Source organism: Cohnella cellulosilytica (genome assembly GCF_042431195.1).
Classification (GTDB): Bacteria; Bacillota; Bacilli; order Paenibacillales; family Paenibacillaceae; genus Cohnella; species Cohnella cellulosilytica.
The window spans coordinates 82,453-109,451 of the sequence record NZ_JBHMDN010000031.1; the positions used below are offsets into that span (position 1 = coordinate 82,453).

Sequence of the window (26,999 nt, forward strand, 5' to 3'; positions counted from 1 at the left end):
GGTTGACTATGTGACGTTTCCCAAAGAAGTGGACTGGTTGGTTAAGGAAACGGATTCTTACACAGCCGAACAGATCAATGAGATTATCGAATCTATTAAAAACGATGAGCGATTCCTCGTCAGGTGACTAACGAAGTACGCTGTCTAAAGGGATACAACGGCGCAAAGGAGTAACCATGGACATTCAAGAGATACCTGTTGAAATCATCGATCGAATTGGAAAGATTAAGGGCATTTCGTTTCCCCGTCAGGGTCATACTTCACGGGTGGCTGTATTGGAAACTGCAGATCATCGGTATGTGATCAAGAAAACCGAGCATGGCTTATATAATGAATGGTTGACCGAAGAGTATAAAGCGCTGCAATATCTGTCCGAGACCGGACTGCCGGTACCCAAGGTGTACGCTTTATGCACCGTTGGAACGTCCAGATGGCTTTTAATGGACTACATCAACGGAATCAGTCTGCGGGAATTTTTATCCGGAGGTCCCGAACTCAAGATTAAGGAAAAAGCGATCTCCCACTTTGGAGTTTGCTTGAAAACGATCCACGAATGCCCGTGTCCGGCCGAATTGCGCAAGAGCGAACATTTGTGGTTGGATGCCATGCTTATGAAAGCCGAGTACAATCTAACGCATTTTGAAGTTGACGGTTCACGAGAGCTGCTTGTTCATTTAAAGAAAAAGAAACCGGAGCCGATAGAAAATACGTTAATTCATGGAGACTTCACGATCGATAACGTCTTAATTAATAACGGAAACATCGTGGGAATCATTGACTGGTCCGGAGCCGCCTATGGAGATCCGCGATACGATGCAGCGCTGGCCACCCGACCGAATGCGAATGCCTTCGATAGTAGAAGAGACAGGGATATCTTTTTTGAGTCTTACGGCAGATTCAGAATAACAGATGAAGAATACGGCTATTTTGAAGAAGGGCTGTATGAGTTCTTTTAGTCTTTTGGCTTTGTGCGGGGCATGAGAGCCGGGGAAGAGAGGTAAAAGCCCGCCGGACGAGCTTAACTCTGGTCCGCGTGCCGATTCGAGGCCGATAAGCCCGCCGGGAGGGCTTAACACTCGCCTCCGTGCCGATTCCAGGCTTATAAGCCCGTCGGACGAGCTTAACACTTGTCCCTGCGCCGATTCCGGGCCGATAAGCCCGTCGGACGAGCTTAACTCTCGAACCCGTGCCGATTCCGGGCCGATAAGCCCGCCGGGAGGGCTTAACACTCGCCCCCGTGCCGATTCGAGGCCGATAAGCCCGCCGCGCGAGCTTAACACTTGTCCCTGCGCCGATTCGTGGCCGATAAGCCCATCGGACGAGCTTAACACTCGCCCCCGTGCCGATCCGGGCCGATAAGCCCGCCGGGAGGGCTTAACTCTCCTCCCCGTGCCGATTCCGGGCCGATAAGCCCGTCGGACGAGCTTAACACTCGCACCCCTGTCGATTCCAAGCACCTTACCCTTAAACCTCCCAAAAAAATACAATAAAATCCTACAAAATCCCAAATCATCCCGGAACCTCTCTAGATCTCCCCCAGAACTCACCATCCCCTTATCATCGATTATCTCCCACAGCAGCGAAGCCCTTATGATTCAGCCACCTCAGCCACTTTAGCCACTTCAGCCACGTTAGCCCCTGCTTCCTATTCCTTGATCGATCCGATCAACAGTCCCCGAATAAAATAGCGCTGCAGGAAAGGGTAGAACAGCACGATCGGGCCGATGGTCATGATGGCCGTCGCCATCTTGACGGATTCGCTGGGCAGCTGCGCCGATCCCATGCCGGATACCGTGGCCTGCATTTGCTGGATCATGCTGATCTCGGAGTTGAGCTTGAACAGCAGATACTGCAGAGGATACAGCTCGGTTTTGTCGACCAGCATGATGGCATTAAACCAGTTATTCCAGTAACTGATCCCGTAAAACAGCGTGATGGTCGCCAAGACCGGCATGCTTAACGGCAGGAAGATGCGGAACGCGATGAAGAGGTCGCCGGCTCCGTCGATTTTGGCCGCCTCGATCAGCCCGTCCGGAATTTGCTTCATATAATTGCGCACCAGAAACAGGTTAAAGGGCGAGAAGACGAGCGAAGGAATAATGAGCGCCCACAGCGTATTTTTCAAACCCAGCCCCGTGCTCATCATGTACCACGGCACAAGCCCGGTGTTGAATACCATCGTAATAAAGAAATACATCGCCAGATGGTTGCGATATTTGACATGCTTGGCGGCCAACGTATATCCGGCCAGAGAAGTGATCAGCACGGCCAGCAGCGTCCCGATGACGGTGACGGCAATCGACACCGTATAGCTCTGCAGCAGCGGCGAATTGCCCGAGAAGAGCAGCCTGTAGGCCGCCGTGGAGAACTGCTCCGGGAAGAAGCTGTAGCCGTTGGCGCTAATGGCGCTTTCATCCGTGAAGGAAACGGCGAGCACAAGCAGCAGCGGCAGCGTGCACAGGAGGGCAACGCCCGAAATGACGATGACGTTGACATAATCGAACCACGATCTTTTTGGCATACGGATGCTTTCCTCCTGTCTAGAATAAGGAATTGTCGGGATTTTTCTTGCGGACGATCCAGTTGACGCCGAAGACCAGAATGAAGCCGACTACGGATTGATAGACCCCCACGGCCATCGCCTGGGACGGGTTGCCGATCGTGCGCAAGGCTCTGAACACATACGTGTCGATGACGTCGACGGTCGGGTACAGCAGGCCGTTGTCTTTAATGATGGCGTAGATCATATCGAAGCTGCCGTACATGACCTTGCCCAGCGCCAGCAGGGAGAGAATCGATACGGTGGGCATAAGCAGCGGGAGCGTAATGCGGCGGATTTGCTGCCAGCGGTTGGCTCCGTCGATTTGCGCAGCCTCGTACAGCGTTCCGTCGATGCCGGTGATGGCCGCCAAATAAATGACCAGCGAAATCCCGACATCCTTCCAGATGTTCGCCCCCACCAGAATCGCCACCCAATATTGCGGAGAAGAATACCAATTTACCGGCTCCATGCCGAGCACGGTCAGCGCCCGGTTCACCAATCCGAAGTTGGTGGCGAACAAGCTGTAGATCACATAGCCGATGATGACCCAGGACAGAAAATTCGGAAACAGAATCGTCGACTGCGTGATTTTCGAAAACCATCTGCTCTTCAGCTCGTTGAACAGAATCGCGAGCGCCAGCGCGCACAGCGTACTGAAGACGATAAATAGAACGTTGAGCCGCACCGTGTTGAAGGTAACCTGCCAGGCGCGGTCGGAAGCGAAGAAGAAGTGGAAGTTTTCCCAGCCTACCCATTGCGAGCGCCAGATCCCCAGCTTGTAATTAAACTTCTGGAAGGCGATCAGCATATAAGGAAGCGTCAGATAGCCGAAAATAAACGTGTACAAAGCCGCCGGCAGCGCAAGCAGGTAAGCCGAACGGTTGCGGCCCAGTTCCCGGACAACGGCAAGCAAGCTGCGTCCTGTTCTCAAACGTAATCATCTCCTGTCGGGGTGTTTGTTTACACTTTAAGGAGCGGGCCCGGGGAAGTAAACTTCGATTACCTGCAAAGCCGCCACTTTCCGCGAGTAACGGACTTTGAATTTCTGAAATCCCTACAATTTTATTGAAAGAGGATGCAGGAATAGAGAATTTTTATATAATGGAGGAACTTGGCGGGCGAGCCATTCAAGCAAGCATTCTAGGCGGGTGACGACGATATTGAAGATGAAATCGAAGCTGCTCCGGTATCAGGCGTATCGCAGCATGCTCTTAAGCTTTATTTTCCTGGCCTCCTTCTTGGTTGCTCTGATCTGTGCGGCGCTGTTTACGCTGTTTGCCCACAGTTCCTCGCGCGATGTCGGGAAAATATCGGAGTCGATGCTGGGTCAGACAAGCTATGCCGCCAATATTATCGAAGAGCAGGTGTACGAGATCGGCAACCATCTGCTGAGCAACCGGACGATGGTGACCTCCATTTATTCGAAGGAGGTCGATTATATCGAGGAGTTTTATACAGTGAACGAGCTGAAAAACATCGAGGCGACGTACCCGTTTATCGAATTTATCGGCCTGTACAACGGCTATACCGAGCGCTATATCAATTCGAAAGGCATTACGGCGCAAGCGGAGCGGGAGCTGCTGGAGCAGCTCGAAACCGCGGACAAGAAGTACGGAATTTTGTTTCCCCGTTTCCTGAGCGGCCCCGGTCTCGGCGGAGAGAAGCGGCTGCTGACGTTTGTGCTGAAGCCGGGCTTTAATTCGTATTTGCCGAAGAAGGGCGCGATTGTCATTAACGTCAACGCGGACTACATGAGGCAGCTGATCGGCGGGCTGCAAAATAAAAGCTCCCGGAATCTGATCGCGATGAATACGGAGGGCGTTGTGCTCAGCCATTCCAACGAAGCGTATTTTCTCGAAGACTTCAGCGATCAAGATTACGTGAAACGAATTTTGCGGGAGAATGCGGATTCGGGCAGCTTCAGCGCCGCGGTCGACGGGCAGAAAAGCCTGGTCAGCTTCGTCAAATCGGACGAGCTTCAATGGTACTTCGTCAGCGTCAGTCCGGTTAAGGATCTTTTTTTTAATCTGAACAATGTGAAAGTGCTTACGTTAACGGTCGCTTTTATTATTTTCGGAGTCGGGATCTTCTTGTCGATCTGGCTGACCAACCAGATGTACAACCCGATTCAGCGGCTGTATCAGAAAATTGCCGGAGCCGCGGCGGGCGGCCGATCGGCGGCGACTGCAAGCAAGCGGATCAACGAATTTTACATGATCGACGAGACGTACTCCAGCATCGCCCGCAAGGTGAGCGAGATGGAGCCGGCGGTGGCGGTCGCCCGCAAAAGCGGCCTGTTCAAATATTTGACCGGCGGCCAGACCGATCTGACCAACCGCTTCTCCGAACCGCTCGCCGGGCCTTATTTTAACGTCGTCGTACTGGTGATCGATCGCTTGCAGCAGTTTAAGCAGGAGCATTCCGAGCATATGCAATCGCTGATCCGCTTCGGGATATGCAATATCGCCCAGGAATGGCTGGCCGGGGACGAGGCGTGCAGCGAGTGCGAGGTCGTCATTATCGACGAGCGTGAAATCGGCATTTTGCTGCAGTTGCAGCAGCCCGGCGAATCGCCCGAAATGACGCTAAAGCTGCTGGAAATTCAGCGCACGGTCCAGAGCTACTTCAAAATATCGCTGACGATCGGGGTCGGGCGGACGCAGCATGGGCCGGAGCGGATCAGAAGCGTATATCTGAAGGCGAGAGAAATGACGTACCAGCGTTTTTTCCACGGACCGGGACACCTTTACAAGCACGAGCCGGAGGACGGCTCCGCAGCAACGGAGACGGAATATCCGGAAAATCTGGAGAAGAAGCTGATCGAAGCGGTCCGGATGAATCAGGAGCAGGCTGCGGTCCGCGCCATTGACGAGTTCGTCGCCTCCCTGCGCGGAGCGGATTATCATCATGTGCTCTATATGCTGCAGCAGCTGCTGACGGCATTAAACAAGCAGTACAACCTGATGGGCTCGGCCGTCGGCGAGCAGCGGGAGCTGTTCGCGCGCATGGCGTTTCACGCCGTATCCTACGAGACGCTCGAGGCGTTCTCGGCGGATTTGACCGCCTTGTGCCGTTCCATCTGCGAGCAGATGGAAGCCAAGTCGAAAAACCGCAACGCGGAGACGATGAGCGCACTGAAAGATTATATCGATCAATATTATTGGAAGCCGGACATCTCCGTCGATTTTCTGGCCGATTACGTCGGTCTGACGCCGGGTTATCTGGGCAAGCTGTTCAAAGCGGAGTACCAGCAGTCGGTGAACGATTATTTGAAGGACGTTCGGCTGGAGCTGGCAAAGCGGCTGCTGCTGGAATCGACGGACTCGGTCCAGGCGATCAGCGAGAAGGTGGGGATTCATAACACGACTTATTTCTTTACGCTGTTCCGGAAGAAGTACGGCATGTCGCCCGTGCAGTATCGCAGCGATGCCATCCTGCAGCGCAATCAGGAGCCGAAGTCCGGGGATTAGGGAGCCATTCTCATAAAGTGAACGAAATCGAATTAAATCTAGCAGCGGTTGCAGTCGAATTAAAGGGATTCGCAATTTTTGAAGTTTACCCGCGCTTGCTGCCTTGCTTATGATGGGGACGGTTTCATCGGAAGGACCATCATTATAAAAAAGGGAGCGTATACGAATGAAAAAAGTCTGGTTGCCTTTGGTTGGTTTGCTGATCGCTTTATCCGCCGTAACTTCCGCTTGCAGCACGTCGGAGGACGGCAATGCCGCCGGCGGGAGCACGGAAAGCGCGGGAGCGGCCAAAGAGAATAACGCCGAGAAGAAGCTGGTCCGATATGTGATGCCGGGAACGGCTCCGCAGGATCAGGCGGCTGGCGAAGCGGCGATTAACAAGAAGCTGGAGGAGGACGGGCTGAATCTCAAATACGAGGCGATCTATATTCCTTGGGACGTATGGGATCAGAAGACCAACCTCATGATGTCGACGGGCGAAGAGTTCGAGCTGATCCACATTATGCACGATAACAAGGGGCCGAACGTGCTGGCCAGCAACGGCGGCATCATTCCGATCGACGAGTATTTGGACGAGTACGGCCCCGAATTAAAGAAGAGCCTGCCGGATTGGGTATGGGATACGGTGAAAATATCGGGTAAAATTTACTCTGTGCCGAACTACTGGCTGGACAGCGCTTATGCCGACGGCATGGTTACGGTTCGCCAGGATTTAATGGAGCAGAACGGGCTGCAGGCGCCGAAGTCGGCCGACGATCTGCTAAAGCTGGCGGAGACGCTGAAGAGCAGCTGGCCGGACGCGAACAAAAATGTGTTCATTCGGACGCTCAATACCGAGCCGGCCTATTACTTGCACCCTACGTATGAGACGTATCCGTTTACCGTATTTCAGAACTTGATCCGGATCGATCAGCAGGGCCAGGTTTCCTCCTGGATCGAGAGCGAGGAGTTTAAGCAGGACGTTGCCTTCTTCCGCGAGGCGTACCAGAAAGGTCTGGTTAACCCGGACGTGCTGACGGCGCCGACCGAGGTTGTGAACAACGAAGAGCAGATGGGACGGTTTCTGTTCCGCGAAGGCGACGGCGTGACGGACAAGGTGGGCGAGAAGGTTCCGGGAGCGAAGCTGGAAGGCTATTTCTTGAACGAGTCGATCAAATTCAGATCGTACGGCGTTCGCAATTCCAACGGCGTAAGCGCAACTTCGCCGCATCCGGAAGCGGCGATTCAATTTCTGAATTGGGTGTTCAGCAGCCAGGACAACTTTGATCTGGTTCTGTACGGACCGGAAGGCGTATATTGGAAAAATATCGGCGACGGGTTAAAAGAGGATTTGAAGCTGGACAGCAACGGCGCTCCCGCTTATCAAGTCGCCTCCTGGATGCTCGGGCATGTGGAAATGATCCGCTGGGCGGCCAATACGCATCCGACGATTCTGAAATATCGGGCGAGCCAGAGCACGGACGCCGTCAACAGCGTAACGCTCGGCTTTAACTTCGACGCGTCCGAGGTCAGCGTGGAGTATACGAATACGCTGGCGGAGTTTAATACCAGCATTTTGCCGATCAAGTTGGGCTTGCTGGATTACGAGACGGCGTTCCCTGCCGCACTGAAGAAAATGAAGGCTGCCGGGCTGGATAAAGTGGTGGAGAAGTATAACGAGCAGTTCCAGACTTTCTTGCAGGCCAAGCAGTAATCGGAGGAGTATAGCGATGGAACTTTATCGGGACGAAGCGGCTCCCATTGAGGCGCGGGTAGAGGATTTGCTGGGCAGAATGACGCTGAAGGAGAAGGTTGGCCAGCTGAATCAGCGGATGTACGGCTGGAACGCCTATCGCAAAACGGCGAACGGCTTTGAGCTGACTGAAGCGTTCATGGAGGAAGTCGCCGCGGGCGGCGGGATGGGGGCGCTGTACGGTCTGTTCCGCGCCGACCCGTGGTCCAAGGTGACGTATGAGAACGGGATTACGGCGGCGGACAGCGCGAAGGTTGCCAATCGGATTCAGCGGTATCTCATCGAGCAGACGCGGCTGGGCATTCCGGCGATGCTGTCGGAGGAATGTCCCCATGGGCATCAAGCTTTGGACGGCACGCTGACGCCGACCAATATCGGCATCGGAGCCACTTGGAATCCGCAGCTGGCCGAGCAGGCCTATGCGCAGGTTGCCGCCGAAATCCGGGCGAGAGGCGCTCATCTGGGTCTGGTGTCCACGCTTGACCTGCTGCGCGATCCGCGTTGGGGGCGTTCCGAGGAATGCTTCAGCGAGGACCCGCACTTGGCGGCGCAGTTTACGCAAGCGGCCGTTCATGGGCTGCAGGGGTATCGGCGATCTGACGGGGAAATGTCAGAGCAGGAGGGGCAGGCCGAGCAGCGGGAGCAGGCAGCGAAACAGGAGCAAGATCGGCTTGCGCCGAACAAGGTCGCTGCCGTGCTGAAGCATTTCTGCGGGCAAGGAGCCGGCGAGGGCGGGCTGAACGCTTACCCGGCGTCGATCGGCGAGCGCGAGCTGCGCGAAATCCATCTGCCGGGCATGGAAGCCGGCGTGGAAGCGGGGGCGCTCGGCTGCATGGCGGCCTATAACGAAATCGACGGCATTCCTTGCCATGCGAACGGCAAGCTGCTGACCGGCATTTTGCGCGACGAGTGGGGCTTTGACGGAATCGTGATGGCCGACGGCACGGCGATCGATCGGTTGCTGGCGTTGACGGGCGACTATGAATCCGCGGCCTCGCTGGCATTAACCGCCGGCGTCGATCTCAGCCTGTGGGACAAGGCGTTCAGCACGTTGGAGCAGGCCGTGCTCCAGGGGAAGGTGCAAATGTCCTTCATCGACCGGGCGGTCAGGCGTGTGCTGCAGTTGAAGTTTCAACTGGGCCTGTTCGAGAACCCGTATGCGGAGGAAGGAACGGCTGCGGAAATCGTAGGCAGCGAGACGGCGCGTCAATTGAATTTGCAGCTGGCCAGAGAAAGCGTCGTACTGCTGAAAAACGATAACCGGCTGCTCCCTCTTGGCGCCGGATTGCGGCAAATCGCCGTGATCGGCCCGAACGCGGATGCCCTGTATCATCAGCTTGGCGACTATACCGCCATTCAGCGTCCGAACTCCGGCACGACGGTGCTGCAAGGCATTCGGGAGGCGGCAGAGGGGGCGAAGGTGGTTTATGCCAAGGGCTGCTCCGTTCGCGGCGATTCGCGCGACGGCTTCGCCGAAGCGGTAGAACTGGCCCGGCAGTCCGAGGTGGCCGTATTGGCGATGGGCGGCAGCAGCGCGCGCAACTTCGAGCTGAAGTTCGATATTAACGGCGCGGCAATCGTGGAGGATGGCAAGCCCTCCGACATGGACTGCGGCGAAGGCGTCGACCTGGCGGATTTGCGGCTGGGCGGCGTGCAGTCGGAGCTGATTCGCGCCATTGCCGCAACCGGAACGCCGGTCGTGCTCGTTCTGATTCAGGGCAGACCGCATGCCATTGCCGACGTTGTCCCGCATTGCCGGGCGATCCTGACGGGCTGGTATCCCGGTCCGGAGGGGGGCAGGGCGATCGGCGAAATTTTGTTCGGCGTCGTGAACCCGAGCGGGAAGCTGGCCGTTACGATTCCGTATTCCTCCATGAGTCTGCCGGCGTACTACAATCGCAAGGACCAGGGCTACGAGCCGAGATACGCGGATTGTCCGCGGCTGGCTCTGTATCCGTTCGGATACGGACTCAGCTATACGTCCTTTGCGTATTCCAACCTCAGAGCTGCCGCGCCGGAACGGACGCTTGGGCAGCTGACGGCCGGAGAGAGCTTCGAAATCGCGGTCGATGTGGAGAACACGGGGCCCATGGCCGGAGCAGAGGTCGCGCAGCTGTATATCAAGGATATGGAAGCGAGTGTGACCCGGCGCGTGAAGGAGTTAAAAGGGTTCGAGAAGATTTGGCTTGAGCCCGGCGAGAAGCGGACGCTCAGCTTCCGGCTGACGGCCAGGGAGCTTGGCGTCTGGAACGTCGAAATGGCCCGCGTCGTGGAGCCCGGCCGGATCCAGGCGATGGTCGGCGGCGATTCCGAGCCGAGCTGCAGTCTGATGCTTCGGGTGACGGAACAATAGTTTCCGTGTCGCTCCGCCATAGAAAAACCGCAAGAAGGGACCGGTGCGAACCGGTCCCTTTTGTCGTACGGCGAATCGATGGAAGAGAAAGCCCGGGTTTCCCGCTTGCGGAAGCGTTTCGGCTCCGATCGACCCGGGCCGCGGGATTTTACCGGAAGGAGAATCGGGCGACAAGCGCCTTGAGCTCCTGGGCCTGAAGCGAAATGCTGTCGGCCGACGCCGACACCTGCTCCATGGCGGCGAATTGCTGCTGCGCGGCCGCGGCGACGTTGCCGGACTGGCCGGCGGTCTCCTGGGTCTTGTCGTTCATCTCGTCCATCGAAGCGGCCATGCCATCCATCGAGGCGTGGATCTGCTTGACCGCGGAGAAGGCCTCTATCGTTTGCCGGCTCACGGCCTCTACCGCTTCCGTAATATGCGTGAACGACTGCCCCGCGGAATCGGCGGTGGTCAGCCCCGTGCTCACCGCGTTCACGCTTTCCTGCATGGAGGCCGTCGTCTCGGCAACGGTGGATTGAATTTCCGCCAGGGCGGCTTCAATCCGGGCGGCGGCCATGACGACTTGCTCGGCCAGCTTGCGCACCTCGCCCGCGACTACGGCGAAGCCTCGTCCGGATTCGCCGGCCCGCGCCGCCTCGATCGCCGCATTCAGCGACAGCAGGCTGGTTTGGGAGGCGATGGAGGCAATCACGGCAACGACCTCCTCGATTTGCCGCGATTTGTTTTCCAGTCCTGCCATCTTATCGGCCGAGACGTCAATCGAGGAGCGAATATTCTTCATGTGCCGGATCAGCTCGAAGGCTTCGTCGTTCCCCTTGACCGCCGCTTGCTGCGCGATTTCCGCCGACGTGTGGACCTGCTCTACGTTCTGGGAGATTCCTCTCATGCCATTCGCCATTTCATCGGATAACCGCTTGAGTTGGAATATAATTTCGGCGCCTTTTTCCGTCCCTTCGGCAATGCTCACAATCGAGCCGGAGATCTCGGAGGTGGCCTTCACCGTCTCCGACGCGCCCGCGCTTAATTGCTCGGCATGGACGGCCACTTCGTCGGAGCTTCGCGCGATATGATGCATCGCCTCTTTGAGCGACGCCGCCATCCGATTAAAGCGATGTCCCATCTGTCCCAACTCGTCCTCTGTACGAATATCCAGCTGCATAGTAAAGTCGCCTTCCGACAGACGGGCGGACAGCAGGTTCATTTGTTCGATTTGTTTCGTCAGGTAACGGCTGAACCAGGCGACTGCAGCGGCCATGATCAGCATGGCGACGACGATTGCGGCCAGCATTCCGGTCATCAAGCGGTTCAGCGGCGCGTACATCTCTCGCTCGGGGGCCGCCAGAGCCAGCGTCCAGCCCGTCTCCGGCACTTTCGCATAGGAGACGACAACGGCTTCCTTGTCCTCCCGGAACGTTCCGCGATATATCGCGTCAAGCTCCTGGCCGGACATCCGGTCGATCATTTCCCGTCCCAGCGCGGACAACGAAGGATTGGCATCGTCGGCAATGGAGGACTGCATCAGGGCGTCCTGCTCGCGCCCCGCGATAAGCCGTCCCTGCTTGTCGACCAGGAAGGCCCATCCGCTGTTCCCTACGCGAATGCCGCGGATCAAATCCTGCATGCTGTTCAAGTTAATATCGCCCGTCGTCACGCCCGTCAGATTCTCGTCCTCGTCATAGAAGGGAACCGTGGCGGTAATCATTGTAATGTCGGTCGTCTCATCGTAATACGGGTCTGTAAAAACGACGGGTTCCGTCGTGTCGACGCCGATTTTATACCAATCCCAATTCGGATAATCGTATTCCTCGTTCATATATTCTTCCGTATAGGCCATTCCGCCGTCGTCCTTGTAAGCATAGGGGCCGAAATAGGTCAGATCCGGCCGATAGCGGGACGGCTCGTACCAGACGCCGACTCCGAGCGTATCGTCGTTCAAACTCGGCAGATTCAGCAAAATATCGCGATACTCGGCCTCCGTCAGGTTTGCACCGTTCGCTTCGGCGATGCGGGCCAGCGTCTGCGGAATGCGGATATGGGCAATGAGCTTGCTGCGAATTTCCTGCATCGTTTCCATCAAGCGGCTATCCTGGTTTCCTTCGATTTCAGCGACAAGCATTGAACGCGCGAACGAGTAGCTGATCCACGACAGGGACAGGGTAATGAGCAGCAGGACCGGCAGAGCCAACACCATCATTTTCGTTTGCAGTCTTTTCAGGGAAAACCGGGCTTTTGCTCTCTTCATGCGTCTAGGCCTCCTGTTTCAATCCTGTAACATTCCTCCTAGAAAATTATAGATCGAAAGTAACAACTGCCTGTCAAGCAGCGGTTAATTTCTGAAAAATGTTGGAACGCGGCATTGGGAGAGGGAAGGGGGGAGGGAACCAGACGGCGGCGGATCGGATCCCTGTACGCGTGTTCTACTTCAATGCCGCGTCGAACGCTTGCTCCATCCGGTCCGCCTCCTTGGAAACCGCGAAGAAAACGAACGTTCCCGCCGATTTCAGGACATGCTTGTCGATCAAATAAAATTCCTCGGGACGGTAATCCCGGAACTTGACCGTCTGCGCCTCGATTCTGTGCCGGATTTGATTCATCACGTTATCCGCCTCGCCGGGCTCCTTGACTTTGACGATCGCCAGCTCGTCCGCCTTAACGTTGGATTCGGCCGTGTATAGCGCGAAGTCGGCAATATCGTCCGCCTTAATGCCATACAGCTTGCGCAGCTTCTCCGCATCTCTCGCCTGCATGCCGCTCAGACTTACCGCCTGCGCCACGCGGGCGGCCACCTCCGAGGCGGTCCTATCTTCATGATCCCCGGAGCGAGCGGAGCACCCGCCCAAAATTCCAATAACCAGAACAAGCGCCAATCCGACGATTCGTTGCATTCGCTGCATTATGTCGATTCCTCCGCCAAGTTCAGAATGGATGGATCTTCGAAAAAGGTCCGGATATTGTACAGAATCAGCATGTCCTGGAAGTTTCGGTTCTCGGTAAGCTCCAGGAGGGACTGATCGAAATACCGAAGATCGACGACGTCGATCTCGCCATAGTGGGACGTCAAGAAGGGGAGCAGGCTGTTGGCGTACGAATCTTTAACCACAAGCAGATTTTTCCCCGCGGGGCCGTCCCCGGCAATCCGCACCCAGGCATGATTGCCGTTCAGGAAAACCGCATACTTGTCCTTGTCGTCGAGCCGGTCCGGCTCGTACAGCGAATCGGTCATTCTGCCCTCGTCAACGTAGGTTACTTGGAGCTTGCCGCTTTTCTTCGGCCAATACAGGTCGATCCTGTCGGGCCGCAGGCGGCGAAACCCGCTCTTGGAATAGAGCGAGCCGTAAAATTCGTCGGTCGCCTGGCGGATATCGTAAGCGGCCTCGTCCAGCGGCACGAGCTCCAACTGCTCGCAAAGCGCCCGATAAGCGTAATAAGCGCCTTGGGTCGTCCAGTGATGATCGGTTTTATAGTAGAGGGACTGCTCCCGCTTGGCGTCCAGCGCGGCATACACGTCGACAAACCGCATGTCCCGCGGGAGCTGCCGCCTTATCCGTTCCAGATCGGCCCGCTCGTCGTCGACGGGAGCGAACGCCGGCAGCTTATCCGCCATCAGCGAGGCGGCCGTCGGCGCCAGCATGACCACCTTGTTAAGGCGAGGGGCGGCCTGATCCCACATCCGAAGAGCCCGGATTCTGGCCGACAGCTCCGCCTCCGACGGCGACGTATACCGCTCCAGCAGATAACCGTCCTTGCCCAGGAAGACGCCGTTGCTTTCCTTTTTCCCCAGTGCGCGTTCCGCATCCGTCTTCAGCCCCGCCCAGGCGTCCCGGAAAGCGAATTGATCCGTTGCGTAGCGCTCGTAATCGGACATAAACCGCCCTGTCAGCAGGGCGTGCCCCGAGAGACGGGGCCGCTGCTCGAGAACCCGGTTCTCCGACTCCGAGATGGGCTTGTCGGGCGTCAGAAGGTTTGCGGCGGCGATTGCGCCCATATACAGGAGCAGAAGCAGGCCGTTAAGGATTCTCGGTTCCAGAGTGCGCCGCATCGGCGCTCCCCTCCCTTCAAAAACGAAAATATAAGAACGGATTGTACGTCTCGGAGACCAGATAAGCCGTCGATAGCACGAGCAGGCTCAAGTAAAAGAGCGGGACGGCAATCGCGCCTCCCGGGCGCCATTTGCGCGACAGGCGGATAAGCCATTTCCGCGGAAACGGCGTAGCGCAGAGCGCTGCCGCTGCAAGCACGATTCCGTACGTCGACAAATGGTACAGCGCCTGGCCGTCCGCCCACCCGCTCGCGGAGAAGCCGAACAGCTGGCCGACAAACCGCCAGGCGGCGGGCATGGAGGCGAACTCGAACCATACCCAGCCGAGAACGACCGCCAGCAGCAGGTAGAGATGGGAGAGAGGACGCGGCAGGCGCTGCAGCCCTTGCAGAAGAAACAGCTTCTCGATCGTTACGAGCAGGCCGAAATACAACCCCCAGACGACAAAATTCCAGCTGGCCCCGTGCCACAAGCCGGTCAGGAACCATACGATCAGCACGTTCCGCAGCTGCCTGGCGAGGCCTCCCCGGTTGCCGCCAAGCGGAATATATACGTACTCCCGGAACCAGCTTCCCAACGAAATATGCCAGCGGCGCCAGAACTCCGTTACGCTGCGGGAGGTGTACGGATAGTTGAAATTGATTTTAAAGTCGAAGCCGAGCAGCTTGGCCAGCCCGCGCGCCATGTCCGAATAACCGCTGAAATCGAAGTAAATCTGGAGCGTGAACGCGAGGATGCCGAGCCAGGCGGTCAGTACGGTCGTCTCTTCGGCGGGAGCCGCCTGGACGTTTGTCCACAGCAGGCCGAGAGGGTTGGCGAGCAGCGCCTTTTTGCCCAAGCCCCGAATGAACAGCTCCGCGCCTTTGCCGAACCGCTCCGGCGTCATATTGCGGGCGGCCAGCCGGCGGGCGATGTCGCCGTATTTGACGATCGGGCCGGCTACGAGCTGCGGGAACATCGCCACATAAGCGCCGAAGGCGACGAGGTTTCTTTGCGCCTTCACCTTGCCGAAATACACATCCGCCGCATAGGACATCGTCTGGAACGTGTAGAAGGACAGCCCGATCGGCAGGGGAAGATCGGCCGCGCGCAGTTCAAGCCCGAACAGCGCGTTCAGATTGTCCGCAACGAAACCGGCGTATTTGAAGAAGCAAAGAACGGCCAAATTCCCGATGAGCGAGCCGATGAAGACCGCTCGGGCAACGGCTTTCCTGTGCCGGAATCTCTCAATCAGAAGCCCGTTGCCGTAGTCGAACACGGTAGAGAAGATCATCAGCAAAATGTACACCGGCTCGCCCCAAGCGTAGAAGACAAGGCTGGCGGCGAGCAGGACGCCGTTCCGCAGCTTCTTGGGCGAGAGAAAATAAACGGCCAGCGCGGCGGGCAGAAATTGAAAAAGAAAAACAAGACTGCTGAATACCAATGCCGATCCCCTCCGGTTAAGCGCCAGGCAGGATTAGTCCGTCCGCGCTTGGCTCAAGTAGTCGAGCAGGAGCGGGTAGAACGCCGCCTGAAAATGAATGCCGTCCGTATCGTACAGCTCCTCATGCGCGGCAACCAGAGGGGTCAAGTCGAGATAATCGACCCGTTTCTCGTCGGCGAGCGCCTCCAGTCCGGCATTGTATGCCGCAATCGTGCGATAGCACGGCTCTTGCTTCTCCGCTTCGTCCGTCACCGGGGCGACCGATAACAGCGTAATCCGGGCTTTCGGAAGGCCGTCGCGGATCTTGTCGATCAATTCGCCGTAATGGGCAAGCGAGTAGGCGATCGGTTGATCCGTCGGCCACAGAATATCGTCGGAGCCCAGTTGGATATACACACGTTCGGGCTTGCGGTCGATCAGCTCCCGCACGTCTTCGGTCATCAGGGCGAATTCGGCCGTTTTTCCCGCGCCTGCCAGCACGTTCTCTTCCTTCAAGACATCGTGGTAGATCAGCCCTTCCGTAATCGAATCGCCAAGGAAGAGACTTGTCCCATACTGCTCCATATAGGAGGAAGACGGCATCGAGTCCGTTCCTGTCTTTTCCGGCAGGGAAGCCGCCGGTCTCTCGTTTCCGCATCCCGTCAGCATTCCGAGCAGCACTGCGAGTCCAATTCCCGTTGCAAGCCATCTTTTACTTTTCATCGCTAGATTCTCCCTCCGTAGGTTCAAACCGAATCATACGCGACGAAAATGCAGATCGTATGCAGACGAGATGCAGATCCAATAAAAAAAGCGCGGACAGCTGTCCTACGCTTCTTGTTTTGGAGTGAGCGTAAAGTAGAATTGCACGCCGTTGGCCGTATTGACCGCCCCGTAACTCGCCCCGTGCAGCTCCAGAATTTGTTTGCAGATCGCAAGTCCCAGTCCGGTTCCTCCCGTCGAGCGATGGCGCGAGGGTTCGATCCGATAGAAGCGATCCCATATTTTGTCCAACTGCTCGTCCGGGATATGGGCGCCGCGATTTTCGATCGCGATTCGGACCGCCCCCGCTTCTTCGGCCGTCTCGACGCAAATAGCCTGGCCTTCCGGCGTATAGCGGATGGCGTTGGTCAGCAGGTTGACGGCCACCTGCTCGATGCGGCGCGGATTGCCGATCGTCTCGACGGGAACGAAACGCGTGCGCAGCTGCAGCCGCTTGCCGGCAAGCTCCTCCGCGTGCTTGGCACAGACGCGCTCCAGCAGAGCGTCGATGCGGAAAGGGGAGACCTCCATCCGATAGGTGCCGGATTCGTATTTCGCCAGCTCCAGCATATCGCCGATCAGCAGGCTCATTTTCTGAACCTCGTCTTTCATGGCGGCGAAGTAATACGCCCGTTTCGGGCTGTCCGGCTTGTCCTCGATAATGTAAAGACAGCTTTCCATCAGGCTGAGCGGGGTTTTCAATTCATGGGAAATGCCGGAGATGAATTCCTTCCTCGTCCGCTCCAGTCGCTGCTCCCGTTCGATATCCCGCTCCAGCCGTTGAATATGGTCGTGCAGCATGTGCGCAAGCCCGTTGATACTGCGGGAGAGCTGGCCGATCTCGTCTTCCGACGCCGCCGGAATCCGGGCGGAGAAGTCCAGTTCGGCCATGCGCTGCGCGGCGTCGTTCACGCGAAGCAGCGGGCGGGCAATCCGCCGCGCGTAATAGAAGGAAATCCATGCCGCCAGCAGCAGCGCGCCCAGCGCGATATAGCCGTAATAATGCCGCATGACCCCCGCGGCTTCGTTCACGGGCTGCAGCGAAGTCATCGCGAACAGATAGGAGACGTCTTCGGACCGGTCCGTCAGACGTTTGATGAAGATTTTGTAGGGAATATTGTTTTCCTCGTAATCGATTACGGTATGAGCCTTGGCGTCGAATTGACCGTAGAGCAGGTTGGCTTGAAAAGATTTGATCCGCTCCAGAAACAGATGATGGGTATAACGGGATTGTTCCGTTCCTTCGGGGATGCGGATTTGCGTCACGGTGCCGTTCACGAGAAGACTGGGATAATGCTCGCGATATTCAACCGCGTTGTCGAATCGGGAGACCATCTCGTATTCCGTACGGACAAGAGGACTGTTCTCCAGATGATTCTCGTCCCGCAAGCTGGAGGGGCTTCGCCCGACCCGCTGGGGAACGAGCCGATCGTCGATCAGAAGGCCTTCAATGGCGATGGATTCTCCGGGCCGAACGAAGAAGTCGGGCCGCAGCGGGTTGTCCTCCGCGAGCTCCTCTATATTCATGATCGTGTACAAGGGAACGGTGAGCGAAGCGCCGGATAGAGCGGGGGCGTCGGTTACGTCCTCCAGCCGGACCACCGCTTCGAAATTGTCCGTATCGCTCAAATATCCGGAGGCGTCCAGACGAGCGATCCAGGTATGGTAGTCGTCATAAAACTGCCGCTCGATCTGATAGGCGCTCCGAGCGTCTGCGGCATCCTCCCGGCTCTCCGAAGTGAACGTCTCCAGAGCGGTCTGCACGCTTCTGACTTTCTGCTGGACATAAAACCGCTCGAAAAACAGCACTTGCCCGATATAGAGGACGGCCACGACAAGCGAGCATAATCCGACGGTCATCAGGAACAGCTTGGCGACAATGCTTTTTCTCATGGCTTCTCCTCGAATTTATAGCCGGAACGAACGACCGTGACGATGTAATTCGCATGCGCTCCAAGCTTGGCTCGCAGGTTGCGGATGTGGCTGCTGAGCGTGCGCTCGTCGCCGGCGTAGTCGTAGCCCCAAATTTTCATAATCAGCTGCTCCCGCGTAAAAACCTGCTCTTTGTTGTTCATCAGGCAGGCCAGAATCTCGAACTCCGTATGCGTCAAGCTGCAAGCGGAGTCGTTCACCGTGACGCTCCGCGAGGGCAGATGCAGCGCAATGGCGCCTCCGGTCAGCGTGTCCCGCGAGCGAGGGGGCCGCCGGCCTTCCAGCAGCCGCTTCGCCCGCGCCAACAGAATAGGAGGACTGCAAGGTTTAACGACGTAATCGTCCGCCCCCAGTTCGAATCCGAGCAAAGTATCGTCCTCGTCGGAACGGGAGGTAAGCATAAGAATCGGCACGTCGGAGGTTTTGCGCATCCGGCGGCAGACCGACCAGCCGTCCAGCTCCGGCAGCATAATGTCCAGAATGACCAGGCCGACTTCATGCTCCCGGAACAAGCTCAAAGCCTGACGGCCGTCGCCGGCTTCCAGCACCCGATAGCCTTCGTCCGTCAAATATTCCTTCATGATTTCCCGCAGCACCTGCTGATCTTCGACAATCAGAATCGTTTTTGACATTTGGCATTCCCCGCGCAGCATGAGTTTAGTACAATTCTAGCATAAAGAAGCGGGGAAAGGTTTTTGGCCGCCCGAGCGCTCAAGCTGATCAAGTAGACAACCGGTTCTCCTCCCGGTACTGACCGGGTCTGATTCCGGTCGTTCTCGTAAAGACGACGCTCATATATTCCGTATGATTAAAGCCGGTAATTTCGGCGATGGACGAGAGCGGAAGCTTGGTTTCCACGAGCAGCTTTTTGATGTCTTTCACTTTAACGGCAATAATCTCCTCGTGCGGGGTTCGGCCTAGCGCTTTTTTGAACCGGCTGTCCAAAATGCGGCGCGATACGGATAATTCGGACAAAATGTCCTGAACCTGGATGTCTTCATGGGCGTGCTCGCGAATAAAGCGCACGGCCTCCGACACCAGCTTGTCGTCTACGGCCAGGACATCCGTGGACATCCGCACTTGAATGCTAAGCGGCTCGATCAGATGGGCTTCCGCACCGATGTCCTCGCCGGCCATCATCCGCTCCAATAATTCCGCCGCGAGATAACCCGTTCTTACGGCATTGGACTGAATGCTGGTGAGCGGGGGGTCCGAGAGCTCGCACAGCACCTCGTCGTTATCGACGCCGATGACCGCGATTTCGTCCGGCACGGCGATTTCGGCAAAGCGGCAAGCCTCCAGCAGCTGCTGACCGCGGCTGTCGTAGCAGGCCATAATGCCGATCGGCTTGGGCAGGCTGTGCAGCCACTGAATCAATTTATGGCGTTCCGCCACGCGCGAGGCCCGGTCGTGCGATTGCTGCGAGATGAACGTGTGGCAGTCATATGGAAGAGCGCCAAGGTAATCCTCGAAATAGGCGCCCCGCTGTTTGGACCACGGAAACCGGGAATCCCCGTAAAATCCGAAATTCTTAAATCCGCGCTCCAGGAAATGCTCGGCCGCCAGCCTCGCAATGGCCCGATCGTCGGTCTCCACATAAGGCAAGCTCGGAATGATCCGGAAGGCGCTGAGATCGACCGCCGGAAATCCGGCATCCAGAATATACCTGGCGGTCTGTTCGTTCTCGATCCGGGCGATAATTCCGTCCCCCCGCCAGCCGTTCAGCCAGGTAAAATCCGTATTGTCCCTGCTGTATTCGTTAAGATAGATAGACCACAGGCGGCGTTCGCGCGTAAAGGCGCGTATGCCGTTAAGCAGTCCCCGCGCGTACTCGTTCGAGGTTTCTATGAGCAGCGCGACTTGCTTCCGCTGCAGGCTGGACCTCGCTCTTCTCTTGCTCGACTCCGCTGGAAATAATCCCATAGTACCCTCCCTCAGCTTTTCGTTTTACACTCATTATAGTACGGTTTATGCCTGTTTTCGAGTGGGAAGGCGCGGTGAAAATTCTCATTTAAATGACGAGAGTTCGCATCGACTATCGCCGGGTCTGAAAATATAATCAAATTATTCTCACCCTATCGATCACAAGAGGAGGCAGCAACCGTGGGTTCCAAAATAAGAGTAGGCATCGTCGGATTAGGCTTCGGAGCGGAATTTATCCCCATCTATCAAAATCATCCTCATACCGAGATGTACGCCATCTGTCAGAGGACGGAGGAGAAATTACAACAAATCGGCGATCATTTCGGCATTCAGGCCAGATATACCAGCTTCGAGGAGATGCTGAAGGACGACAAGCTGGACGCCGTCCATATTAATTCCCCGATTCCCAACCATGCCGAACAGAGCATCGCCGCCTTAAAGGCGGGCAAGCACGTCGCCTGCACCGTGCCAATGGCGACTACGATCGAGGATTGCTGGCGGATCGTCGAAGCGCAGCGGGAGTCCGGCAAAATCTATATGATGATGGAAACCTGCGTGTACACCCGGGAGTACCTGTTCGTGAAGGAACTGCGGGATTCCGGTCAACTGGGGAAAATTCAATTCCTGCGGGGCGCGCACCATCAGGAAATGAAGGGCTGGCCGGGGTACTGGGAAGGGCTTCCGCCGATGCATTACGCCACGCATGCCGTCAGTCCGCTGCTTGCGCTCGCCGGCAAGGAAGCGGAATACGTATCGTGTCTGGGCTCGGGCCGGATTGCCGATCAGCTCGCCTCCAAGTACGGCTCTCCGTTCGCGGTAGAATCGGCCACCTTCCGCCTGAGGGACTCCAACCTGGCGATGGAGGTTTCCCGGTCCTTGTTCGAAACGGCGCGGGAATATGTGGAAAGCTTCGACGTATACGGCGATCTGATGAGCTTCGAATGGCAGCAGACGGAAGGCGAGCGTCCCGTCGTCTTCCGCGGCGAGCAGGCCGAGCGGGTCGAGGTTCCCGATTACGCGGGCTTGCTGCCGGAAGGCATCCGCAAGTATACGACGGAAGGCGTCTACGACGCCGCCGAAAATGTGCATCTCTCCTTCGCTCAGGGAAGCGGACACGGCGGTTCCCATCCGCATCTTGCTCATGAATTCGTTATGAGTATCATAGAGCGGAGGGCTCCCTTCCCGGATGTCTATACATCCGCCAACTGGACTTCCGCCGGCATCTGCGCGCATGAATCGGCGATGAACGAAGGCAAGCAGATCAGGGTTCCCGATTTTCGGCAGGACAGCAAACAATAATTCGCGAGTAAGGAGGTGACAAGCATGAGCAAATCAGAACTGCAAGTCGTAAGCTCGGAGAACAGCATTCGGATTTACCGCGCCGGTCAGGAGGAGCCGTTCCTTGTCCAGCAGGCCCAGCCGCACAGCCGCCCGTACATTCATCCGGTAGTCGCTCCGGACGGGCAAGGGGTGCTCACCGAGAACGCGCCGCCGCATCATCCGTGGCAGCATGGCATTTACGTCGGACTGAACGACGTGAACGGCGTCGGTTTCTGGGAGGAGGGACTTCGAGGAAATCCGGCGGACGGCAGCTTTCATCCGAAAGCTCTGAAGGAAGCGACGGCGAACGGCAGCACGGCGAGCTGGGAGGTCGAGACGGATTGGCAGGATCCGCAAGGCGGCTCCATGCTGACGGAGCTGCAGCGCTGGAGACTGAACGATCTCGGCGATACCTGCGAGCTGGATCTTGAATGGACGCTGCGGGCGGAGGTCGATCTGGTCTTTGGCCAACATCAGTATGGCGGATTGTTCCTTCGCATGCCTTATCGGCAAGAATGGGGCGGGCAGGCGCTGAACAGCGAAGGGCTGAAGAATGGCGAGGCCGAAGGGCAGCGCGCCCGTTGGGTGGCCTGCAGCATGCCGATCGAGGGCAGGGACGGACCGGCGGGCATTGCTTTCCTGGATCACCCCGGCAACCTCGAGTTTCCCGTACCGTGGCGCGTTGACGGTCAGATGGGAATCGCGCCCAGCCCGTGCATTGCAGGGCCGCGGGAGCTTAAGCGCGGCAATTCCGAGACGTATCGTTATCGAATCGTCGTATTTTGCGGAGCCGCCGATCCGCAAGCGTTAGATAAGAGCTGGCAAGCTTTCGGCAGTGAGCAAGAGTAAACATCGATGAACAAGAGTAATCACCAATGGGGGAATCCGACATGAACAGCGTAATCGTCGTACATCCGAATTTTGAAGCGACTTGGCCATGGGTCGCGGACCATCTTCATGCTTTGTGGCAAGCGCAAGGACCGGTAGAGTTCATCAGACTGTCTCCCGGCGACGAGAGAACGCTGGGGGAAATCGTGACGAAGCCGGATGAGGTTACCCGGCTCGTATCGCTGGTCGTACCCGTCACGGCGGAATGCTTGCAATCCTTCGCCCAGCTGCGCGAGGCCGCTATTATTGCCGGGCCCTATCAGGTGAGAATGCCCGAGGAATTGGCGCAATTATTGAAGGAAGCCGGAGTGAAAGCCTACACCCAGCTTAGCGAAGGCTTCTGGGGGCAATCCGTCTCCGAGTTCGGCCTTGCGTTAACGCTGTGCGGCTTGCGCAGAATTCCCCAGACGTATCGGGAGATGATCGGCAGCCTCGCGCCGTGGGATTACGACCCGGAGGGCGGCGTAGGTCGTCCCCATTCGAGGGGCGAGCAGTTCGGGGACGATGCGAATTTTACGAACGGGACGGTTGCGGGCAAACGGATTCGCATTGTCGGCGCCGGCAATATCGCCTCCCGATACGCGAGCTTTGTGAACATGCTCGGAGCGGACGTGGCGGCCTGGGACCCATATGCGACCGAGCCTTCTTTCCATCGGGCCGGCACCAGAAGAGAGCATTATCTCGAGCAACTGATGAAGGACGCGGAAATTTTCGTTCCTATGGTACCGCTTACCGAGAAGACGGAAGGACTCATAACGGCGGAGCATATCAACGCGCTGCCCAAAGGCTGTCTGGTCGTGCTGGTCACCCGGGCGGGGATCTGCGATATGGACGCCATTCGTCGGAGGGTGCTTAACGATGAAATCAGCCTTGCGGCGGACGTATTCGATGTGGAGCCGCTGGAGCTGGACGATCCGCTGCTGGGAAGGCACAACGTGGTGCATACGCCGCATAATGCCGGCCGGACGATCGAGGCCAACTATAGCTGGGCCGAGAAGCTGGCCGAACAGTTTCTCCCGGTTTCCAATTGAAAGCGATTTCGATCATCTAATCTCGTAAAATAAGGGGGATGCATGCCATGAAGAAGAGAACGGGGCTTGTAATGCTGGTCGCTTTAACGTTGGTTTTTGGAATCTTGTCCGGCTGCACGAAGGGGAAAAGCGAGGGGAATTCAAGCGGTTCGTCCAACGATTCGGGCACTCAAACCGAAATCGTATTCTGGCAGCCGGATTTGGCGAACTGGCAGCCGCTCTATAACAAACTGGTGAAGAAATTCGAGGAAAGCCATCCGACGATCAAGGTTAAAATGACGAATATTCCGGAGGACGGTTATTTCGAAAAGCTGAATACGGCGTTCGCGGCCGGCAAGGGTCCCGATATTTGGGTGGGCTGGTACGCAACCGATGAATTCGATCGCGGCTATATCGCTCCGATCGACGAATTCATCGAAGCGGACGATTGGGACATGTCCCAATACTTCCAGCCAATCGTCGATCTGAGGCTGAAGGGCGCGGACGGCAAACACTACGGCTTGCCGCGCGACTATTCCAGTTATGTCTTCCTGTACAACAAGGATCTGTTCGATAAAGCCCAAATTCCTTACCCGACGGACGACTGGACCTTCGAAGAGTTCCGCAATATCGCGAAACAGCTTACCGACGCGGACAGCCAAACGTACGGCACGGATATCGTCAGCGACGGATGGGGCGATTCGCCCTTGCTGTGGAGTCTGGGCGGCGATATGATCAGCGACGACGGCTGGACGGTGAAGGGAATATTGGATTCGCCGCAGACGGTGAAGTGGTTCGAGCTCGGCCAGCAGCTTGTCAATGACGGCAGCAGCCTGCCCACGTCCATTGCCGAGACGATGACCGGGGATAACGGCCCCTTCGGCTCCGGTAAAGTCGCCATCTCCATAGGCTCCATGTGGGGGTATAACTCGCTTAAGGATTTGCCGTTCGAATTCGGGGCCGTGTCGTACCCGCAAATTCCCGGAAGCGAAAATTACGGTTGGGCGGACGTGGTCAGCTGGTTTATGAACGCCAAATCGAAACACCAACTGGAAACCTGGCAATTCATGAAGTTTATGTCCAGCACGGAAATCGCGCAGGAAGTCGTAGAAGAGATGACATGGGGGCCGCCGATTCCCAGCATCTGGGTAGATCAGAAGCTGATCGAGGACGACGTGCTTAAAGTATTTTACGACCAAGGAAAGCGGCCGACGAAGACGCCGACCTATGTCAGGAGCAACAGCTGGCAGGCGATCGAGAATTCCGTAATGGGAATTTCAACCGATACCTTGCTTCCGCTTAAAGGCACTCCGCTCAAGGACCCGCAGGAAGTTTTGTCGAAGGCGGCCGATGAAATTCAGAAGATATTGGACGAAACCAAGGGTCGCAAATAATTAGGAGGCCGGACTAGCGATGGCGAATCTTTCGAAAAGTGCCCGGCGAGAACAGAGATTGGGATATGTCTTCATTTCACCCTGGATCGTCGGCTTTCTGGCTTTCGCCGCATTCCCAATTATCGCCTCATTGGCTCTGAGCTTTATGCATTGGGATATTTATCAGCCGCCGAGCTGGGTTGGACTCGATAACTTCACCCGATTGTTTCAGGACAAATTGTTTTACAAATCGATGCAAGTTACCTTGACCTACAGCGCGATGTCCATTCCGCTTAGCTTGATCCTGGGGCTATTGCTGTCGCTGATGCTTAATCTTAAGTTAAAAGGGATCAACTTCTTTCGCACGCTTTTCTATTTGCCGTCCGTGCTGACGGGCGTTGCCGTGTCCATGATCTGGTTATGGATTCTGAACTCGGAGTACGGGCTGCTCAACAACTTTCTGGGCTGGATCGGCATCGAAGGCCCGCAGTGGCTTAAAGATCCGAAATGGATTCTTCCCAGCTACGTCCTGATGAGCCTGTGGGGAGTGGGAGGCAGCGCGATTCTGTTTCTGGGCGGCCTGCAGAACATTCCCGAGCATCTCTACGAAGCGGCCAAGATCGACGGAGCCGGGACGTTCCGCCGCTTCTGGAGAATTACGCTGCCGCTGCTGACGCCGACGTTGTTTTTCCTGCTGCTGATGGGCATTATCGATTCTTTTCAGGTATTTACGCAGGCTTATGTCATTAACGGCAGAGGCGCGGGCGGACCGGACAATGCGGGACTGTTTTATATGCTTTATTTGTACCAGAACGCTTTTAAGCAGTTCGATATGGGCTATGCTTCGGCGATGGCCTGGATCGGCGGGCTGCTGTCGCTCGTCTTGGCACTAATCGTGTATACGACGCAGAACCGATGGGTCTATTACGAAGCGGACCAGCCTGCGCAGAGGAAGAAGGTGGAGAAATGAACGCAAGGAATTACAACCCGCTGACCAAGGCGATGACGTACGTTCTCCTGATCGTGCTGGCGTTCGTATGCCTGATCCCCTTCTTCTGGATGATCTCTACCTCCTTGAAGACGAAGGCGACCACCTTCCAGATTCCGCCGCAATGGATTCCGGATCAGCCGAAATGGAGCAACTACATCGACGCCTTTTCCTTCGCACCGTTCGGAACCTACATTACGAATACGCTGACCATTGCGATCTTCGTTATCGTCGGCCAGGTGGTGTCTTGTACGCTTGTCGCCTACGGCTTCTCGCGATTCCGCTTTCGCGGGAGGGAGGTTCTGTTCATGGTGATGCTGGCGACTATGCTCATTCCGGAGCAGGTCACGATGATTCCGACTTTCCTGCTGTACAGCGAGCTCGATTGGATCGACACGTATTTGCCGTTGATCGTGCCCGCCTATTTCGCCGGTCCGTTCTTCGTATTTCTAATGAGGCAGTATGTCATGACGATCCCGAAGGATTTGGACGAGGCGGCCAAAATCGACGGCGCGAACGAATTGCAAATTTTGTGGAAGGTGCTGGTTCCCATCCTGCGCCCGTCGATGACGATTATCGTGGTGTTTACGTTCACCAACGTGTACAACGATTTTATGGGCCCGCTCATTTATTTGAATTCGGCGGAGAAGTTTACGATCGCCGTCGGCTTGGCCAATTTTCTCTCCAGCCGCGGCTCCGAGTGGAATCTATTAATGGCGGCTTCCACCGTCATCGTTATTCCGCTGCTGGTCATCTACTACTTCGCGCAGCGCAACATGATCGGCGGCATTGCGAGCATGGGCGTCAAGGGATAATCGCGGAAAATTTAGCGCTCCGTGCAGCAGAGCAGGATAGGATGGACGAATCGACTTCCCGCATAGAGATGGCATCGGTCCAGAGATGGACCGATTCTCCTCCTTGCGGGAAGTTTGGCTTTAAGCCGCCCATTAACGGCCTGCCAGACCGCTAAAGGCAGTTGGCCGCTCGAATTGCTCGCGTAACGGTCTGCGAGGCCACTAAAGGCAGCCGGCCGCCCGAACTGGCTTGCGTAGCGGTCTGCCAGACCGTTAAAAGCAGCCGGCCGCTCGAATCGGCTCGCGTAGCGGTCTGCGAGACCGCTAAAGGCAGTTGGCCGCCCGAACTGGCTTGCGTAGCGGTCTGCCAGAAGCCGTCGATTAACTGTGGCTAAACACAACGCCTTCTCTCCCACTCGGTAATTTTGCGAGTTCATGTGGGACAGGAGGCGTTTTTTGACGTGCTTGCTG

Annotated in this window: 21 protein-coding genes; 10 read left to right on the forward strand and 11 right to left on the reverse strand. The window is 56.7% G+C overall.

Going from position 1 to position 26,999, the window contains the following annotated elements:
* Positions 1-176 precede the first annotated feature (176 nt).
* The gene (locus ACFFT4_RS22065) at positions 177-956 is read left to right on the forward strand and encodes a phosphotransferase family protein (RefSeq protein ID WP_378050988.1); all 780 of its coding nucleotides are present in this window, start codon (positions 177-179) and stop codon (positions 954-956) included.
* A 689-nt stretch (positions 957-1,645) separates the two neighbouring features.
* Here the strand turns inward: ACFFT4_RS22065 and ACFFT4_RS22070 are convergent.
* Both ACFFT4_RS22070 and ACFFT4_RS22075 read right to left on the reverse strand, forming a co-directional pair.
* Complete coding sequence (locus ACFFT4_RS22070; protein WP_378050989.1) at positions 1,646-2,521, reverse strand: carbohydrate ABC transporter permease; 876 nt, start codon at positions 2,519-2,521, stop codon at positions 1,646-1,648.
* A gap of 19 nt (positions 2,522-2,540) precedes the next feature.
* The gene (locus tag ACFFT4_RS22075; protein ID WP_378050991.1) at positions 2,541-3,473 is read right to left on the reverse strand and encodes an ABC transporter permease; all 933 of its coding nucleotides are present in this window, start codon (positions 3,471-3,473) and stop codon (positions 2,541-2,543) included.
* 235 nt (positions 3,474-3,708) lie between these two features.
* Between ACFFT4_RS22075 and ACFFT4_RS22080 the strand changes: the two genes are divergently transcribed.
* The 3 genes from ACFFT4_RS22080 to ACFFT4_RS22090 all read left to right on the forward strand — a co-directional run bounded on the left by ACFFT4_RS22080 (position 3,709) and on the right by ACFFT4_RS22090 (position 10,097).
* Complete coding sequence (locus ACFFT4_RS22080; protein WP_378051015.1) at positions 3,709-6,012, forward strand: helix-turn-helix domain-containing protein; 2,304 nt, start codon at positions 3,709-3,711, stop codon at positions 6,010-6,012.
* A 166-nt stretch (positions 6,013-6,178) separates the two neighbouring features.
* The gene (locus ACFFT4_RS22085; RefSeq protein WP_378050992.1) at positions 6,179-7,705 is read left to right on the forward strand and encodes an ABC transporter substrate-binding protein; all 1,527 of its coding nucleotides are present in this window, start codon (positions 6,179-6,181) and stop codon (positions 7,703-7,705) included.
* A gap of 16 nt (positions 7,706-7,721) precedes the next feature.
* The gene (locus tag ACFFT4_RS22090) at positions 7,722-10,097 is read left to right on the forward strand and encodes a glycoside hydrolase family 3 N-terminal domain-containing protein (RefSeq protein WP_378050993.1); all 2,376 of its coding nucleotides are present in this window, start codon (positions 7,722-7,724) and stop codon (positions 10,095-10,097) included.
* A 148-nt stretch (positions 10,098-10,245) separates the two neighbouring features.
* On the opposite strand, the gene ACFFT4_RS22095 is transcribed toward ACFFT4_RS22090, so the two are convergent.
* The 8 genes from ACFFT4_RS22095 to ACFFT4_RS22130 all read right to left on the reverse strand — a co-directional run bounded on the left by ACFFT4_RS22095 (position 10,246) and on the right by ACFFT4_RS22130 (position 20,155).
* On the reverse strand, positions 10,246-12,339 hold the full coding sequence (locus tag ACFFT4_RS22095; protein ID WP_378050995.1) for a methyl-accepting chemotaxis protein: 2,094 nt from the start codon (positions 12,337-12,339) through the stop codon (positions 10,246-10,248).
* Positions 12,340-12,514: 175 nt separating this feature from the next.
* On the reverse strand, positions 12,515-12,991 hold the full coding sequence (locus ACFFT4_RS22100) for a DUF4358 domain-containing protein (RefSeq protein ID WP_378050997.1): 477 nt from the start codon (positions 12,989-12,991) through the stop codon (positions 12,515-12,517).
* Entirely contained in the window at positions 12,991-14,136 is a 1,146-nt protein-coding gene (locus ACFFT4_RS22105) for a DHHW family protein (protein WP_378050998.1), read from the reverse strand. Before ACFFT4_RS22105 ends, ACFFT4_RS22100 begins: the two co-directional genes overlap by 1 nt.
* Positions 14,137-14,152: 16 nt before the next feature.
* Positions 14,153-15,559 (reverse strand): MBOAT family O-acyltransferase, encoded by a 1,407-nt coding sequence (locus tag ACFFT4_RS22110; RefSeq protein ID WP_378050999.1) that lies wholly within the window; start codon positions 15,557-15,559, stop codon positions 14,153-14,155.
* 33 nt (positions 15,560-15,592) lie between these two features.
* Positions 15,593-16,261 (reverse strand): GDSL-type esterase/lipase family protein, encoded by a 669-nt coding sequence (locus ACFFT4_RS22115; RefSeq protein WP_378051000.1) that lies wholly within the window; start codon positions 16,259-16,261, stop codon positions 15,593-15,595.
* A 105-nt stretch (positions 16,262-16,366) separates the two neighbouring features.
* A complete protein-coding gene (locus tag ACFFT4_RS22120) occupies positions 16,367-18,193 on the reverse strand; it encodes a sensor histidine kinase (RefSeq protein ID WP_378051001.1) in 1,827 nt (608 codons plus the stop codon).
* A complete protein-coding gene (locus tag ACFFT4_RS22125; RefSeq protein WP_378051002.1) occupies positions 18,190-18,864 on the reverse strand; it encodes a response regulator transcription factor in 675 nt (224 codons plus the stop codon). The genes ACFFT4_RS22120 and ACFFT4_RS22125 overlap by 4 nt, the downstream gene beginning before the upstream one ends.
* An 88-nt stretch (positions 18,865-18,952) precedes the next feature.
* Positions 18,953-20,155: an AraC family transcriptional regulator gene (locus ACFFT4_RS22130; RefSeq protein ID WP_378051003.1), complete on the reverse strand. Its 1,203-nt coding sequence runs from the start codon at positions 20,153-20,155 to the stop codon at positions 18,953-18,955.
* A 180-nt stretch (positions 20,156-20,335) separates the two neighbouring features.
* Here ACFFT4_RS22130 and ACFFT4_RS22135 point away from each other — a divergent pair, with 180 nt between their 5' ends.
* The 6 genes from ACFFT4_RS22135 to ACFFT4_RS22160 are packed head-to-tail and all read left to right on the forward strand — an operon-like array spanning position 20,336 to position 26,549.
* On the forward strand, positions 20,336-21,454 hold the full coding sequence (locus tag ACFFT4_RS22135; protein WP_378051004.1) for a Gfo/Idh/MocA family protein: 1,119 nt from the start codon (positions 20,336-20,338) through the stop codon (positions 21,452-21,454).
* A gap of 24 nt (positions 21,455-21,478) precedes the next feature.
* On the forward strand, positions 21,479-22,324 hold the full coding sequence (locus tag ACFFT4_RS22140) for a DUF6807 domain-containing protein (protein ID WP_378051005.1): 846 nt from the start codon (positions 21,479-21,481) through the stop codon (positions 22,322-22,324).
* A 41-nt stretch (positions 22,325-22,365) separates the two neighbouring features.
* Positions 22,366-23,394 (forward strand): NAD(P)-dependent oxidoreductase, encoded by a 1,029-nt coding sequence (locus ACFFT4_RS22145; protein ID WP_378051007.1) that lies wholly within the window; start codon positions 22,366-22,368, stop codon positions 23,392-23,394.
* Positions 23,395-23,441: 47 nt separating this feature from the next.
* Positions 23,442-24,767 carry an ABC transporter substrate-binding protein gene (locus ACFFT4_RS22150; RefSeq protein WP_378051008.1) on the forward strand — a complete coding sequence of 442 codons (1,326 nt, stop codon included), beginning with the start codon at positions 23,442-23,444 and terminating at the stop codon, positions 24,765-24,767.
* Positions 24,768-24,786: 19 nt separating this feature from the next.
* Positions 24,787-25,716 carry a carbohydrate ABC transporter permease gene (locus tag ACFFT4_RS22155; protein WP_378051009.1) on the forward strand — a complete coding sequence of 310 codons (930 nt, stop codon included), beginning with the start codon at positions 24,787-24,789 and terminating at the stop codon, positions 25,714-25,716.
* The gene (locus ACFFT4_RS22160; protein WP_378051010.1) at positions 25,713-26,549 is read left to right on the forward strand and encodes a carbohydrate ABC transporter permease; all 837 of its coding nucleotides are present in this window, start codon (positions 25,713-25,715) and stop codon (positions 26,547-26,549) included. Before ACFFT4_RS22155 ends, ACFFT4_RS22160 begins: the two co-directional genes overlap by 4 nt.
* Before the next feature lie 11 nt (positions 26,550-26,560).
* Here ACFFT4_RS22160 and ACFFT4_RS22165 read toward each other — a convergent pair.
* The coding region (locus tag ACFFT4_RS22165; protein ID WP_378051011.1) for a hypothetical protein at positions 26,561-26,999 on the reverse strand (439 nt) is incomplete at its 5' end.

What these genes read in the sequence shown, in the direction of transcription:
- ACFFT4_RS22065 (WP_378050988.1), top strand. Translation starts at nt 177, where the DNA reads ATGGACATTCAAGAGATACCTGTTGAAATCATCGATCGAATTGGAAAG.
- ACFFT4_RS22070 (WP_378050989.1), bottom strand. Translation starts at nt 2,521, where the DNA reads ATGCCAAAAAGATCGTGGTTCGATTATGTCAACGTCATCGTCATTTCG.
- ACFFT4_RS22080 (WP_378051015.1), top strand. Translation starts at nt 3,709, where the DNA reads ATGAAATCGAAGCTGCTCCGGTATCAGGCGTATCGCAGCATGCTCTTA.
- ACFFT4_RS22085 (WP_378050992.1), top strand. Translation starts at nt 6,179, where the DNA reads ATGAAAAAAGTCTGGTTGCCTTTGGTTGGTTTGCTGATCGCTTTATCC.
- ACFFT4_RS22090 (WP_378050993.1), top strand. Translation starts at nt 7,722, where the DNA reads ATGGAACTTTATCGGGACGAAGCGGCTCCCATTGAGGCGCGGGTAGAG.
- ACFFT4_RS22095 (WP_378050995.1), bottom strand. Translation starts at nt 12,339, where the DNA reads ATGAAGAGAGCAAAAGCCCGGTTTTCCCTGAAAAGACTGCAAACGAAA.
- ACFFT4_RS22100 (WP_378050997.1), bottom strand. Translation starts at nt 12,991, where the DNA reads ATGCAGCGAATGCAACGAATCGTCGGATTGGCGCTTGTTCTGGTTATT.
- ACFFT4_RS22105 (WP_378050998.1), bottom strand. Translation starts at nt 14,136, where the DNA reads ATGCGGCGCACTCTGGAACCGAGAATCCTTAACGGCCTGCTTCTGCTC.
- ACFFT4_RS22115 (WP_378051000.1), bottom strand. Translation starts at nt 16,261, where the DNA reads ATGAAAAGTAAAAGATGGCTTGCAACGGGAATTGGACTCGCAGTGCTG.
- ACFFT4_RS22120 (WP_378051001.1), bottom strand. Translation starts at nt 18,193, where the DNA reads ATGAGAAAAAGCATTGTCGCCAAGCTGTTCCTGATGACCGTCGGATTA.
- ACFFT4_RS22125 (WP_378051002.1), bottom strand. Translation starts at nt 18,864, where the DNA reads ATGTCAAAAACGATTCTGATTGTCGAAGATCAGCAGGTGCTGCGGGAA.
- ACFFT4_RS22130 (WP_378051003.1), bottom strand. Translation starts at nt 20,155, where the DNA reads ATGGGATTATTTCCAGCGGAGTCGAGCAAGAGAAGAGCGAGGTCCAGC.
- ACFFT4_RS22140 (WP_378051005.1), top strand. Translation starts at nt 21,479, where the DNA reads ATGAGCAAATCAGAACTGCAAGTCGTAAGCTCGGAGAACAGCATTCGG.
- ACFFT4_RS22145 (WP_378051007.1), top strand. Translation starts at nt 22,366, where the DNA reads ATGAACAGCGTAATCGTCGTACATCCGAATTTTGAAGCGACTTGGCCA.
- ACFFT4_RS22150 (WP_378051008.1), top strand. Translation starts at nt 23,442, where the DNA reads ATGAAGAAGAGAACGGGGCTTGTAATGCTGGTCGCTTTAACGTTGGTT.
- ACFFT4_RS22155 (WP_378051009.1), top strand. Translation starts at nt 24,787, where the DNA reads ATGGCGAATCTTTCGAAAAGTGCCCGGCGAGAACAGAGATTGGGATAT.
- ACFFT4_RS22160 (WP_378051010.1), top strand. Translation starts at nt 25,713, where the DNA reads ATGAACGCAAGGAATTACAACCCGCTGACCAAGGCGATGACGTACGTT.